The sequence below is a fragment of the Stenotrophomonas sp. 112478_Sma genome, assembly GCF_056479905.1.
Window position 1 is genome coordinate 3,342,462 of the sequence record NZ_CM151072.1, and the last position, 13,672, is coordinate 3,356,133.

Consider the following 13,672-nt stretch of genomic DNA (forward strand, 5'->3'; position numbering starts at 1 on the left):
GCTGGCGATGAGCCCGTAACCTGTGGTTATCAGGACCTGCCCGGCAGCCCGCAGGTTCCCGCCCCCATGGGCGGGAACCCGGCCGACATCAGGCCTTGGCGAACACCAGGTGACCGCCGTCGTTGCCGACCTCGATGGTGTCACCGTTGGCGAAGGCGCCCGACAGGATCTTCTGTGCCAGCGGATTCTCCAGCTGCGACTGGATCGCGCGCTTCAGCGGGCGTGCGCCGTATACCGGATCGAAGCCCACATTGCCCAGCAGGTCGAACGCGGCGTCGGACACCACCAGCTTCAGGCCGCGCTCGGCCAGCCGCTTCTCCAGCCCGCGCATCTGGATGCGCGCGATCTGCTTGATCTGCTGCTTGTCCAGCGGGTGAAACACCACGATATCGTCGAGGCGGTTGATGAACTCCGGACGGAAGTGCGCCTGCACCACCCCCATCACCGCGGCCTTCATCTGCATGTAGGCCTCCGGGCTGTCGTCACCGCTCATGTCCTGGATCTGGTGCGAGCCCAGGTTCGAGGTCATCACGATGACGGTATTGCGGAAGTCCACCGTGCGGCCCTGGCCATCGGTCAGGCGGCCATCGTCCAGCACCTGCAGCAGGATGTTGAACACGTCCGGATGCGCCTTCTCGACCTCGTCGAGCAGGATCAGCGAGTACGGACGGCGACGCACGGCTTCTGTCAGGTAGCCCCCTTCCTCATAGCCGACGTAGCCTGGAGGCGCACCGATCAGGCGGGCGACGCTGTGCTTCTCCATGAACTCGCTCATGTCGATGCGGATCATCGCGTCGGCGCTGTCGAACAGGAATTCGGCCAGGGACTTGCACAGTTCAGTCTTGCCGACGCCGGTCGGGCCCAGGAACAGGAACGAGCCGGCAGGCCGGTTCGGGTCGGACAGGCCCGCGCGTGAGCGACGCACCGCGTCAGACACCACCTTGATCGCCTCTTCCTGGCCGACCACGCGGTTGTGCAGCACCTCTTCCATCCGCAACAGCTTGTCGCGCTCGCCTTCGAGCATCTTGTTCACCGGGATGCCGGTCCAGCGCGACACGACCTCGGCGATCTCCTCATCGGTCACCCGGTCCTGCACCAGCTTGAAGTCCTTGTGCTCGGCTTCCTGGGCAGCCGCCAGCTGCTTTTCCAGTTGGGGCAGCAGCCCATACTGGATCTCGCTCATCCTGGCGAAATCCTGCCGGCGCTGCGCGGCTTCCAGCTCCAGCTTGGCCTGCTCCACCTGCTCCTTGATCTTCGTTGCGCCCTGCAGCGCGGCCTTCTCCGACTTCCAGATTTCATTGAGGTCGGAGAATTCGCGCTCCAGCACCTCGATGTCATTCTCCAGATCGGCAAGGCGCTGCCGCGAGGCATCGTCCTTCTCCTTCTTCAGCATTTCGCGCTGGATCTTCAGCTGGATCACGCGCCGCTCCAGCCGATCCAGTTCCTCGGGCTTGGAGTCGATCTCCATGCGCAGGCGCGAGGCGGCCTCGTCCATCAGATCGATGGCCTTGTCCGGCAGCTGGCGGTCGGTGATGTAGCGGTTGGACAGCGTGGCCGCAGCAACGATCGCCGGGTCGGTGATCTCAACGCCGTGGTGCAGGGCGTACTTCTCCTTCAGCCCACGCAGGATGGCAATGGTGTCCTCCACCGAAGGCTCGCCCACGAATACCTTCTGGAAGCGGCGTTCCAGTGCGGCATCCTTCTCGATGTACTTGCGGTACTCGTCCAGCGTGGTGGCACCGATGCAGTGCAGCTCGCCGCGCGCCAGCGCCGGCTTCAGCATGTTGCCGGCGTCCATCGCACCGTCGGCCTTGCCGGCCCCGACCATGGTGTGCAGCTCATCGATGAACAGGATGATCTGCCCTTCGTTCTTGGCCAGGTCGTTCAATACGCCCTTCAGTCGCTCCTCGAATTCACCGCGGAACTTGGCGCCGGCGATCAACGCGCCCATGTCCAGTGACAGCACGCGCTTGCCGCGCAGGCCCTCGGGCACTTCGTCGTTGATGATGCGCTGGGCCAGCCCTTCCACGATCGCGGTCTTGCCCACGCCGGGTTCGCCGATCAGCACGGGGTTGTTCTTGGTCCGGCGCTGCAGTACCTGGATGGTGCGGCGGATTTCCTCGTCACGGCCGATCACCGGGTCCAGCTTGCCGCTCTCGGCGCGCGCGGTCAGGTCGATGGTGTACTTCTCCAGCGCCTGGCGCTGCTCTTCGGCGTTCTCCGACTGCACGTTCTCGCCGCCGCGCAGCTTGTCGATCGCCGACTGCAGACGCGCCTTGTCGGCACCGGCGGCGCGCAGCGCCATGCCGAGCGTGCCGCCATCCTCCAGCGCCGCCAGCACGAACCACTCGCTGGCGATGAAGGCATCGCCGTGCTGCTGGGCCAGCTTGTCGGTGTGGTTGAGCAGGCGGTTGAGATCATTGCCGATCGACAGGTTGCCGGCCTGCCCGGACACCTTCGGCAGCGCGTCCAGCGCCTCGTCCAGGCGCTCGCGCAGCACCGGTACATTGACACCGGCCTGCGCCAGCAGCGGGCGCGTGCTGCCGCCCTGCTGGTCCAGCAGTGCGCTGAACACGTGGACCGGTTCGATCATGCTGTTGTCGCGGCCCACGGCCAACGACTGCGCGTCCGCCAGCGCCTGCTGGAAACGCGAAGTGAGCTTGTCCATCCGCATTGCGAATCCTCATCGGTCGTCAGTGCCGGCCCGTGCCGGCGATGCTGGAAAGATGCGGTTGCACCACCCGGTTTCAAGGGTGGCTGCGACTGCACCCCGGGGCCAGTCAGCCTGGGGCCAGCATGCCGGAGCGGGTGTGGTCGGCGCGTTGATCCGGATCAGTTACGCATGGCAGGCCGCGCCCACGATCGCTCAGCGCGTGATCGCGCTGCGGATCGCCCGGAGCTGCTGCTTGACCGCCCGCGATTGCGCCACATCCATGCGCAGCAGGGCCTTCTGGCCAATCGAGCGCGCCTGCAGATCCGGATCCACGAAGCGGTAGCGGCCCCGTTCATCGCGTTGAACGAGGGTCGCCTGCTGCGGCTCCGGGGTCTCCAGCAGATGGTCGATCATCGCCACCAGGCGATCATTGAAGTAGCCCTCTGGCCGCCCAAGATCGACATAGGCCTGCTGGATCAACGGGTAGAAGCGCTTGTACGCCGTCGCCGTTGCCGCCGCGTCCAGCGCGGTGAATGCCTGCACATAGGGCGCATAGCGCGCGGCGTTGCTGGCGGCGATGCGTTCCCCGCCCTCGCCCGGCTCGACCTGCAGGCTCCCCGGCAGAGGCCGCGCGGCCAATGCGGTCGGCGGAACACTGGGCTTGTCCAGATTGTCGACCTGGGTCACCAGGCGCTGGATCAGGTGATCGCGCAGCAGCAGGGTGAGCGGCCCCTCCCCATGGAACAGCTGGCTCAATGCGCTCCAGGCCGCGATATCGCTGTCGGCCAGTTTCGGCAGCGCGGGATCGGCCGCGGCTTCGGTGTCCAGCGGATGCTGGATGGCGGGCGGCGCCGGTGCGGTTTCTGCGGCCGCCTTCGGTTGTGGCGGTGCGCCAGCACTGGCGGGGGGCGACTGCACCGGCACCGGGACACCGTCCGCCAGGCTCTTGAGCTGATCGCGGAACAGCCAACCGCCCGCGCCACCGATCACCACCACACCCAGCACCCAGGGCCAGACCGCCTTTCCACTCTGCATGATGCAGTCCCTCGTTTTCCATCTGCATGGACAAGGTGTGACCCTCTCGATTCCCGAGGGTTCCCCGCGTGTTCCGCTGCCGTTGGGGTTGGCGCCGCACGCAGGGCACGCTCACGCCTGCTTTGCGCGCGCTGCGCGAGGCTGTGCACCTTGTCGTGGGGAGACCGTGCCATGCACTACGCGTTGTACTACTGGACCGGCATCCAGGGACGTGGCGAATTCGTACGATTGGCCTTGGAAGACGCTGGCGCCGACTACATCGACATGGCGCGGATACATGGCGACGCCGTGATGCAGCCCTTTCTCGATGGCCACAGTGAGGGCGCGCAACCGTTCGCGCCCCCCGTTCCTCAAGGCGGGGCGACAGGTCATCGCGCAGGTCGCAGCGATCCTGGATTTTCTCGGCCCGACCCTGGATCTGGTGCCGCAGGCCGCGTCGCGGCGCATGCAGGCGCTGCAGTTGCAGCTGACCATTGCCGATGTGGTGGCTGAAGTACACGACACTCACCATCCGATTGCCACGTCGAAGTACTACGAGGAACAGAAGACCGAAGCCAACGCACGTGCGGCGTCATTGCGCAGCGAGCGGCTGCCGAAGTTCCTCGGCTATTTCGAGCAGGTGCTGGCGGCCAACGGTGGCCGCCATGCACTGCGCGAGCACTCCTACGTGGATCTGTCGCTGTTCCAGCTGATGAGCGGGCTGGACTACATGTTCCCGCGCCGGATGCAGGCACTCACGCCGCGCCTGCCCCTGCTGCGGGCACTGCAGGAGCGGGTGGCGAAGCGACCGAACATCGCTGCCTATCTCGCGTCGGAGCGGCGATTGGCGTTCAACACCAACGGCATCTTCCGCCACTACCCCGAGCTGGACGGAGAGCGGTAGCGCCGGGCCATGCCCGGCGTCACCGGTCAATGATCGGCGCGATCACCCAGCGGCTTCACCGCCTGCTTCTGCAGCGACAACAGCCCCAGCAGCAGTGCCAGCGCCACGTAAGCCCACGCAAACTGCCAGCTGATGGTACGCGCCAGGCCTTCAAGGTCCCACGGCAGATAGATGCCGCCGCGCGGATCCACCGAGTGGATCAGGCCGAACAGGGTCAGCACAGCCGCCACCAGCAGGAAGCCGCAGGCGCGGCGCAGACGGCCGTCAACCATCGCGGCCACGGCGGAAATCCACAGCATCGAGGTGATGATGAAGCCGTTGCCCAGAGTGAAGATCACCGCCAGTTCCGGCAGGCCGTGTCCATCGAGCTTGGTCAGCAGCTGCGGCAGCTGGTCCGGTGCGATCCAGCCCGCCGCCTTGATCGCCAGCAGGTAGGCCACCGAAGGCAGGAAGCCGAACACCATCGCTCCGGCGTGCTGTCGCGGTGTGGCCTGGAAGGCCTGGGTGGTGATGTCGATGGCGACGTACACGATGATCGGCGCCAGCACCGCCAGCGGCAGCCACTGCACCAGCCCGGAAATGATGCCCAGCATGCCGCCGATGCCGACGAACAGGCCCGTCAGCAGCGTGTACCCGCTGCGTGCGCCCATGTGCTTGTATGCAGGCTGGCCGATGTAGGGGGTGGTCTGCGCGACACCGCCGCAGACACCGGCCACCAGCGTGGCCACCGCTTCCACCAGCAGGATATCGCGGGTGCGGTAATCATCCCCGGCCGCGCGCGCGCTCTCGGACACGTTGATGCCACCGACCACCATCAGCAGGCCGAACGGCAACAGCAGCGGCAGGTAGGTCATTGCCGTGGGCAGGCCGTCCAGGAAGCCCAGCGTCGGCAGCGGCAGCACCACCTGCGGCGGCGTCCACGCCGGCACGTGGAAGCCGGGGGCCCCCAGTCCCGCCAGACCGAGGCCGTAGTACAGGACGGTGCCGAACACGAATGCCAGCAGCACACCCGGGCCACGCACCGGCAGCCGGCCCTTGGCGATCAGCACATACAGCAGCAGGCCCAACGTGGTGAAGCCGACCAGTGGCGAACGCAGGGTTTCCAGCAACGGCAGCAGGCCCATCAGTACAAGCGCGATGCCGGCGATAGAGCCGAGCAACGCTGCACGCGGCAGCGCGCGGGTGACGGCTTCGCCGAAGAAGGAGAGCACCAGCTTGAGCGCGCCCATGATGACCAGCGCCGCCATGCCCAGCTGCCAGGTCGCAATGCCGGCGGCATGCGGGTCCATGCCCTGCTGCTTGAACGCGACGAACGCCGGACCGAGCACCAGCAACGCCATGCCGATGCTGGTGGGTGCATCCAGCCCCAGCGGCATCGCGGTGACGTCATCACGCCCTGTGCGTGCCGCCAACCGGCGCGCCATCAGCGTGTACAGCAGATTGCCGATCAGCACGCCAAAGGCGGTACCGGGAAACATTCGGCCGAACACCACGTCGGCGGGAAACTGGAAGATGCCGACCAACGCCATGGCGATGAAGCCGAGGATGGAGAGGTTGTCGACGACCAGGCCGAAGAAGCCATTGAAGTCACCGGCGACGAACCAGCGACGCGGTGCGGCGGAAGCGGGAGCGGACATGGAAGGGGCGATGGGGGTGGGGAGCGCCGATGGTAGGCCCAGCGGGGCCGGCGCGCCAATTCCACGGTGGAATGATGGGTTCCAGCCAACGGCGGGGCCCCTCGTGGCTGGGCGCAAATCGCAGATTCCCGGGCTGGCCCGTGCGGGTGGGCGTCGCGGGGGACGCCGTGAACCCATCCCTGGGGGCTTGGCCGCGGCATCCATGCCGCGGACACCCCCGCGACGCCCACCCGCCCGGCCCCTGACAGTTTCCCGCGTGTGCCAGCCACGGAAGAGAATCAAAAGATCAAAAGCAAAGGCAGGCTCTCGTTGTAGCGCCGAGCGCATGCTCGGCTGCCATACGCGAAGCCTCTGAGCCGAGCATGGCTCGGCTACAGAAGATCATCCCGATCACTCCTTCGTTCATCCACGCATGGCGTGGATCTACCGTGTCGACCAAAGTCGACACCCATCAGGCAACAGCCATGCCATTCCGACAGATCACAGGAATCTGTCGAAGGCGGGGTGGGTCCGGTTGCGGGGGTGTCCGCGGCATGGATGCCGCGGCCAAGCCCCCAAGGACGGGTTTACGGCGTCCCCCGCAACCTGACCCACCCCGCCATCCCCCAGATAACCCGCTTCTGCTCTGGCTCTGGCTCGTAGCAGGTGCAGGGCGCAGCCCTGCATAAAACCCCAACCCTCACTTCTTCAGGAAGTTGTCCACCAGCAGATGCTTCACGTCGTCGAAGCGGCCATTCAACACCGCCTTGGCCGCATACAGGGCCGTACCCGCCACCTGTTTGGCCTCGATCTGCGGCGGCATCACCAGCTCCGCCCGGCTGGTATGCACGTCCAGCAATGCCGGACCGCGCTGGGCGAGGAAGTCCTGTACGGCCTCCTCCAGGTCCTCGCTGCGGGTGACCGTGCGGCCATGGAAACCGATCACCTCGGCCAGACGGCCGAAATCCGGATTCTTCAGATCGGTGTAGTTGTCCAGCAGCCCTTCCACCTTCTGCTCCAGCTCCACGAAGTTCAACGAACCGTTGTTGAACACCACCACCTTGATCGGCAGCTTCTCCTGCACGGCGGTCAGCAGATCGCCCAGCAGCATCGCCAGGCCACCATCGCCCGACAGCGAGATCACCTGCCGGCCCGGGAACGCCTTCTGCAGGCCCAGCGCCTGCGGCATCGCATTGGCCATCGTGCCGTGCAGGAGACTGGTGAGCGTGCGGCGACGGCCATTGACGCGGATATGCCGCAGCACCCACACCATCGGCGAGCCACCGTCGGCGGTGAACAACGCATCGTCGCTGGCGTACTTCGACAGCAGCGCGGTCAGGTGCTGCGGATGGATCAGTTCGCCCTCGCCCGGCTGCTCCTCCTGCTCACGCTTGGCCAGCGCCTTGTCGCGACGCTCGATACACTCGTCGAGGAACGTGCTGTCCTCGCGGGGTGGCAGCATCGGCAGCAGTGCATCCAGCGTCGGTTCGATGTCACCCACCACGCCCAGGTTCACCGGATGGCGGCGACCGAGATGGCTGCCATCGCGATCGACCTGGATGATCGTCGCCTTGTCCGGATAGAACTGCCCCCAGGCAAAATCGGCGCCAAGCAGCAGCAGCGTGTCGCACTCCATCAGGGTGTGGAACCCGGATTCGATGCCGAAGATGCCGGTCATGCCCATGTTGTACGGGTTGTCCGGCTCGACGAAGTCCTTGGCACGCGAGGTGTGCGCGATCGGGGCCTGCAGGCGCCGGGCCAGTTCCAGAAGCTGCGCATGGGCGCCCTGGCAACCGGCACCGGCATAGATGCCGATACGCTTGCCCTGCCCCAGCAACCCGGCGATGCGCTGCAGCTCGCCATCCGACGGGCGCAGCACCGGCTGGGTGTAGTGCACCGAGAACGGTACATCGTGCTTCACCTCGGCCTGGCTGATGTCGGCCGGCAGGATCACCACCGCCACGCCGCGGCGGCTGATCGCCGCCTGGCAGGCCAGGGCGACCACGCGTCGTGCCTGCGCCGGGCTGTGCACCTGCTCGCAGAACACCGTGCAGCTGCCATAGACCGCCTTGAAATCCACTTCCTGGGGGAATTCCATGCCCAGTTCGCTGGTCACCACCTGGCTGGCGATCAGCACCATCGGTGCGCGGTTGCGGTTGCTTTCAAAGATGCCATTGATGAAATGCAGGCCGCCGGGACCGCAGGAGCCGGCACAGGCCGTCAGCTCGCCGCTCACCAGCGAGTCGGCGCCGGCGGCGAAGGCGGCCACCTCTTCGTGGCGCACATGCACCCATTCGATTTCGCTGCGATGCAGTGCATCGGTGACGTGGTTCAACGTGTCGCCGACGATGCCATAACAGCGGCGGACACCCGCCTGCTGCAGGGTATCGACAACGATCTCGGCAACGCGCTTGCTCATCGGATGCATCCTCGAACGGGGGAACGTCCGAGGCTAGACCCGACGAAGTGATGCCTCCGTGGGCAAGGCATGCATCGCCTCGACAGGCAAAGTACAGAGCGATATCGGGTCAATCGTTGACGTTGATCCAGCCCACCACCGCGCCGCTCTTCGGGTTGCGGTACCGCACTTTCAGCCAACCCTCGTGTTCATCCAGCAGTTCCACGCGGTCGCCCTGCAGCAGGTAACGCTGGGTGCTGGGCGCACCGGGCCGGTCGAACAGGAACAGGCGCGCCGGCACCACGGTGGCCTGCTGGCTGCGCAGCGGGCCGTCGGGCGGTGCGCCCAGGCCATCAGCGATCGCGCTCTCCAGCACACGACCGGTGGGATCAAAGGTGCGCCAGACCGCCGACGGGCCCTGCTCGTCGGCCTGCACCCAACGCAGTGCGGCGTTCAGGGTATCGCCCAGCATCAAGACGCGCTCGGCGCGGTACAGATAGAGTTTCGCGCCTGCAAACCGGTACTGGTCCGTGTACCACATCGGGCCGCTGCGGCAGCTGCTGGTCAACGTGCGCGTGGCGGCATCAATGGTGAGCCCCATCAGGCCGCCGCAGTTGTCACGCCCATGGGTTTCGGCCTGCAGCGCGCGGAAACCACCGCTGGCCGGATCGTAGCGATACACCGCCACCGCTTCATTGACCATGCCGACCGACGCCCGCGCAACCAGCTCCGGGCGCCCATCGAAATCAACATCCTCGGCTGACAACCGCGAATTGCCGTCGACGTCCGGGGCACCCGGCAGGCTCAGCCGCTTGCCAGAGGGCAGCAGCTGCACGGCAATGCTGCCGTCCTCCGCCACCTCAGCCTGCACGCGAACGCCAGGTGCCGCCTCGAAGCGCAGCGACGCATCGCTGTCAGCAGCGTGCGCCAGCGGTACCAGCAGGCCCGCCAGCAGGCCAATCACGGTGTCCCTGTGTCTCATCGTCGTTGCCTGCGGCGCCAGGGCGGCGCCTCCCGGTCAGAACGATACGTCAACGGCCTGCCGCGACCACAGCACCGACTGGTGACCGGTCTGCTGCTTCCACACCAGGCGGATGGCTTCGATGTCGGCACGACGCTGCGGGCTGTCTTCGTGCAGCACCACCAGTACCTTGGTGCGCAGGCGGTTCGGTGCAGCGTCACCCCGGAACAGCCACTGGCCGTAGGCATCGAACACGGTCAGGCCATCGGGGAAGCGCGGGGTCACTTCCTTGTCCAGGAACGTCCGCCACTGCGCCTCGCTGATGGTGTCGGCCTGCGGTCGGTTGCCGGCGCCCTGCTCCTCGCCCACCCCGAAGTACAGCTCGCTGCGCACCCAGCCCTTGCCAGCGGACGGGCGTGCGGCATCCCCCTTCAGTTCAGCGGTCGTGGCCGTAGCGTAGGCGCTGGGCGCCTGCGAGGAGAGGCTGGCGCAGCCACTGGCGGCGAGCAGAACGGCGAAGGCAAGGCCAAGGTGTTTCATCGGTACAGCTCCGGGGAAGGGGGACAGTGCGAGCCGGCAGCGTACAGCGCCACCGGCCCGGCGTGCTGATGCCAACAGGGCATCAGCTCATGCCGGACCGGCAGGGGCTTGCATCAGCACCGGTCATCACGCGAAGATAATATATCGCTTCATCCGGATGGATGTAAGTGAAACTATCTCCCCCTTCCCCGTCGTCGTTGTTGCTGGAGCCCCCATGTCCGCCCGCCTGCCCGCGTCGCCGCTCGGCCTCGCCATTGCCCTTGCGCTCTCCCCCATCGCCCCGGCCCTGGCCCAGGACGCCACCAACCTCGACACCGTGATCGTCACCGGCACCCGTGCCGCCGACCGCACGGTGCTCGAATCCACCTCGCCGGTGGATGTGCTTACCGCCGAGGACATCCGCAAGGCCGGCGTGGTCAACGGCGAACTCGGCAGTGCGCTGCAGGCGCTGTTGCCGTCGTTCAACTTCCCGCGCCAGTCCAATTCCGGTGGCGCCGACCACGTCCGCGCCGCGCAGCTGCGCGGCCTGTCGCCGGATCAGGTACTGGTGCTGATCAACGGCAAGCGCCGCCACCACACCGCCCTGGTCAACACCGACAGCAAGATCGGCAAGGGCACCACGCCGGTCGACTTCAATGCCATCCCTGTCAGCGCGATCAAGCGCATCGAAGTGCTTCGCGACGGTGCCGGCGCGCTGTATGGCTCCGACGCCGTGGCAGGTGTCATCAATGTGATCCTCGACAATGGTGGCGACGGCGGCGAGATCGAAGCCAGCTACGGTGCAAATCACACCGATCTGAAGCCGATCGGCCGCACCCTTACCGATGGGCAGGCCGGCAACATCAGCGCCAAAGTGGGCACCTCGCTGGGTGAGGACGGTGGCTTCCTGCGCGTCGGCCTGGAGTACAAGCACCGCAACGGGACCAACCGCGCCGGCTTCGACCAGATTCCACCGTGGGACCAGACCCCGGACAACCTGGCACTGCAGGGCAAGCGCAACTACGTGCTGGGCGATGGTGAGAGCAAGGACATCAACCTGTGGCTCAACACTGAAATCCCGGTCGGCCAGACCTCCACCTTCTATGCGTTCGGCACCTTCAACCAGCGCGATACCGAAGGCGCGAACTATTTCCGCTACCCGGACGGCGAGGCCAACTGGAAGGAGGTCTATCCGAACGGTTACCGGCCGGTCTCCGAAGGCGAGAACCGCGACGTGCAGGCGGTCGCCGGTGTGCGCGGCCAATGGGGTGAGTGGAGCTACGACGGCAGCCTGGACCATGGCCAGAACGATTTCACCTATCGCCTGCGTGATTCGCTCAACGCCTCATTGGGCCCGGCCAGCCCGACACGCTTCAAGACGGCTGATTATGAGTACGCTCAGACCGTCGGCAACCTGGACCTGAGCCGTGTGTTCACCCAGAGCGACAGCATCAGCCATACGCTGGGCCTGGGCGCGGAAGCGCGCCATGAGCGCTACCAGACCCGTCCCGGCGACCCCGCCAGCTATGCGGCCGGCCCGTTTACCGACCGTCCCACCGGCTCGCAGGCCGGCGGCGGCCTCACGCCGCAGGATGCCGCCACCCTGTCGCGCGATGTGGCCAGCGCCTATGCCAGCCTGTCCAGCCAGTTCGGCGATCACTTCTCCAGCGACCTGGCTGCGCGCTACGAGCACAGCGATGATTTCGGCGGCGAACTGACCGGCAAGCTCGGCCTGCGTTACCAGTTCACCCCGGCCTTCGCCCTGCGTGGCGCGATCTCCAACAACTTCCGCGCCCCGTCGCTGGCACAGATCGGCTACGAGTCGACCTCCACTGGCTACAACGCCGGCGGCCAGCTGGTGCAGGGCCGGCTGCTGTCGGTCAACAATCCGATTGCCCGGGGCCTGGGTGCGCAGGACCTCAAGCCCGAAAAGTCGATCAACACGTCGCTGGGCTTCACCAGCCGCATCGGCGAGCACTTCGACCTGTCGCTGGACTTCTTCCAGATCGACATCGATGACCGCATCGCGCTGTCCGAAAGCATCACCGGCGATGCGCTGACCGATTATGTCGCCGCCAACTACGGCGTCAGTGGCCTGCAGAGCGCCAGCTTCTTCGTCAATGCCGCCGATACACGTACCCGTGGCGCCGAACTGGTCAGCAACTGGCGGCAGGCGCTGGGCAACGGCCAACTGCTGCTGACCGGCACTTACGCCTACACCAAGACCACGCTGAAGAACGTGCTGGCCACCCCTGCACAACTGCAGGCGCTCGATCCGGACTATGTGCTGTTCGGCATCGAAGAGACCAACACGCTGACCGACGCCACCCCGCGCACGCGCGGCAGCGTCTCTGCAGCATGGAGCAATGACCGCTGGTCACTCAGCAGCCGGGTGAACCGCTATGGCAGCGTCACCCGTGTCTTCAACTTCGGTGACGGTTACATTCCGCGCCAGACCTACCAGGCCGAATGGCAGCTGGATGCAGAAGTGGAGTATCGCATCAGCGCCCAATGGAGCGTGGCCATCGGCGGGCAGAATCTGACCGACAACTACCCGGATCGATCCAATGAGGACATCCATTACTTCGGCAATCTGCCCTACGACGTGCTTTCGCCGATCGGCAGCAACGGCGCCTACTACTACGGCCGCGTCCGTTACACGTTCTGACCGCGGCTGACGCGTGTCTGCGGTGGTGCGGACCACGGGTCCGCACTGCCCCGCTCCGGTACCGCTCCCTCGTGCCGGCAACCGGCAGACAGCGCCGACGCACTGTCGTCGCCTGCTCTCGACCCCACGTACACGCCCACGCTGGCAGGCTGGGCGTCATGGCTGAACCGCTCCCCCTGCGTCCGCCACCTCCATTGCTGGACGATGCCTGCGCGTTGTTCCTCGATGTCGATGGCACCCTGATTGAATTCGCTGCACGACCGGACGCCGTGCAGCTGCTGCCCGATGTGCGTGAGGCCATCGGTCGTATCAGCGACCGCCTGGAAGGTGCCGTAGCACTGGTCAGTGGCCGTCCTCTGGCACAGCTTGACCAGTTGTTCGCGCCTCTGCAGCTGCCTGCGGCCGGCCTGCACGGCCATGAACTGCGTGGCCAGGACGGACGCGTGCTGCGCGACGAACATGACGATGACACCGCCGAATGGCTGCATGCCCTGCATCAGCAGGCGATGCGTTTTGCCCATGGCCATCCCGGGGTACTGGTAGAAGACAAGGGTGTGGGCCTGGCCCTGCACTGGCGCGAGGCGCCGCACGCTGGAAGCGCGGTGCGGGCGTTCGCTGACCGCCATGTGCGCGGTCGCTCCAGCTACCGCCTGCAACCCGGCGATCACGTGGTCGAGTTCGTGCCCGTCGGCACCGACAAGGGCCGCGCGATCCGGCGGATGATGCAGTACCTGCCGTTCCGGGGCCGCCTGCCCGTGTTCCTCGGCGATGACCTGACGGATGAATTCGGATTCGACGCCGCCAACGGCCAGCATGGCTGGAGCGTGCTGATCGGCGAGCGTGAACCCAGCGCCGCCGTGTTCGCGCTGCCTGACATACGCAGCGTGCACGCCTGGCTGCGCGAGAATGCCTATTGACCCGGCCACCCCCACGGCCGCA

Annotated in this window: 8 protein-coding genes and 1 pseudogene; 3 read left to right on the forward strand and 6 right to left on the reverse strand. The window is 66.3% G+C overall.

Annotated elements, in window-relative coordinates; all coding sequences use genetic code 11:
- Nucleotides 1-88: 88 nt before the first annotated feature.
- Together clpB and ACZK08_RS15290 are read right to left on the reverse strand one after the other, a co-directional pair.
- On the reverse strand, nucleotides 89-2,674 hold the full coding sequence (clpB, locus tag ACZK08_RS15285; protein WP_065182585.1) for an ATP-dependent chaperone ClpB: 2,586 nt from the start codon (nucleotides 2,672-2,674) through the stop codon (nucleotides 89-91).
- A 192-nt stretch (nucleotides 2,675-2,866) separates the two neighbouring features.
- Entirely contained in the window at nucleotides 2,867-3,688 is an 822-nt protein-coding gene (locus ACZK08_RS15290) for a DUF3014 domain-containing protein (protein WP_065182584.1), read from the reverse strand.
- A 171-nt stretch (nucleotides 3,689-3,859) separates the two neighbouring features.
- On the opposite strand from ACZK08_RS15290, the pseudogene ACZK08_RS15295 reads away from it, so the two are divergent.
- Nucleotides 3,860-4,571, forward strand: a pseudogene (locus ACZK08_RS15295) (glutathione S-transferase).
- A gap of 26 nt (nucleotides 4,572-4,597) precedes the next feature.
- Here ACZK08_RS15295 and ACZK08_RS15300 read toward each other — a convergent pair.
- The 4 genes from ACZK08_RS15300 to ACZK08_RS15315 form a co-directional block, all read right to left on the reverse strand.
- Nucleotides 4,598-6,208 carry a SulP family inorganic anion transporter gene (locus ACZK08_RS15300; RefSeq protein ID WP_065182582.1) on the reverse strand — a complete coding sequence of 537 codons (1,611 nt, stop codon included), beginning with the start codon at nucleotides 6,206-6,208 and terminating at the stop codon, nucleotides 4,598-4,600.
- A gap of 679 nt (nucleotides 6,209-6,887) precedes the next feature.
- The gene (locus ACZK08_RS15305) at nucleotides 6,888-8,606 is read right to left on the reverse strand and encodes a thiamine pyrophosphate-dependent enzyme (protein WP_065181634.1); all 1,719 of its coding nucleotides are present in this window, start codon (nucleotides 8,604-8,606) and stop codon (nucleotides 6,888-6,890) included.
- A gap of 109 nt (nucleotides 8,607-8,715) precedes the next feature.
- Nucleotides 8,716-9,567, reverse strand: coding sequence for an XAC2610-related protein (locus ACZK08_RS15310; protein ID WP_065181635.1), 852 nt, complete (start codon nucleotides 9,565-9,567; stop codon nucleotides 8,716-8,718).
- Between the two features lie 36 nt (nucleotides 9,568-9,603).
- Complete coding sequence (locus ACZK08_RS15315; protein WP_065181636.1) at nucleotides 9,604-10,086, reverse strand: DUF3574 domain-containing protein; 483 nt, start codon at nucleotides 10,084-10,086, stop codon at nucleotides 9,604-9,606.
- 214 nt (nucleotides 10,087-10,300) lie between these two features.
- Here ACZK08_RS15315 and ACZK08_RS15320 point away from each other — a divergent pair, with 214 nt between their 5' ends.
- Both ACZK08_RS15320 and otsB read left to right on the forward strand, forming a co-directional pair.
- Complete coding sequence (locus ACZK08_RS15320) at nucleotides 10,301-12,733, forward strand: TonB-dependent receptor plug domain-containing protein (RefSeq protein WP_065181637.1); 2,433 nt, start codon at nucleotides 10,301-10,303, stop codon at nucleotides 12,731-12,733.
- 158 nt (nucleotides 12,734-12,891) lie between these two features.
- Entirely contained in the window at nucleotides 12,892-13,650 is a 759-nt protein-coding gene (otsB, locus tag ACZK08_RS15325; RefSeq protein ID WP_065181638.1) for a trehalose-phosphatase, read from the forward strand.
- Nucleotides 13,651-13,672: the final 22 nt, after the last annotated feature.

Excerpts from the sequence above, each read along its gene's own strand:
- clpB (WP_065182585.1), bottom strand. The coding sequence starts at position 2,674 with ATGCGGATGGACAAGCTCACTTCGCGTTTCCAGCAGGCGCTGGCGGAC.
- ACZK08_RS15290 (WP_065182584.1), bottom strand. The coding sequence starts at position 3,688 with ATGCAGAGTGGAAAGGCGGTCTGGCCCTGGGTGCTGGGTGTGGTGGTG.
- ACZK08_RS15300 (WP_065182582.1), bottom strand. The coding sequence starts at position 6,208 with ATGTCCGCTCCCGCTTCCGCCGCACCGCGTCGCTGGTTCGTCGCCGGT.
- ACZK08_RS15305 (WP_065181634.1), bottom strand. The coding sequence starts at position 8,606 with ATGAGCAAGCGCGTTGCCGAGATCGTTGTCGATACCCTGCAGCAGGCG.
- ACZK08_RS15310 (WP_065181635.1), bottom strand. The coding sequence starts at position 9,567 with ATGAGACACAGGGACACCGTGATTGGCCTGCTGGCGGGCCTGCTGGTA.
- ACZK08_RS15315 (WP_065181636.1), bottom strand. The coding sequence starts at position 10,086 with ATGAAACACCTTGGCCTTGCCTTCGCCGTTCTGCTCGCCGCCAGTGGC.
- ACZK08_RS15320 (WP_065181637.1), top strand. The coding sequence starts at position 10,301 with ATGTCCGCCCGCCTGCCCGCGTCGCCGCTCGGCCTCGCCATTGCCCTT.
- otsB (WP_065181638.1), top strand. The coding sequence starts at position 12,892 with ATGGCTGAACCGCTCCCCCTGCGTCCGCCACCTCCATTGCTGGACGAT.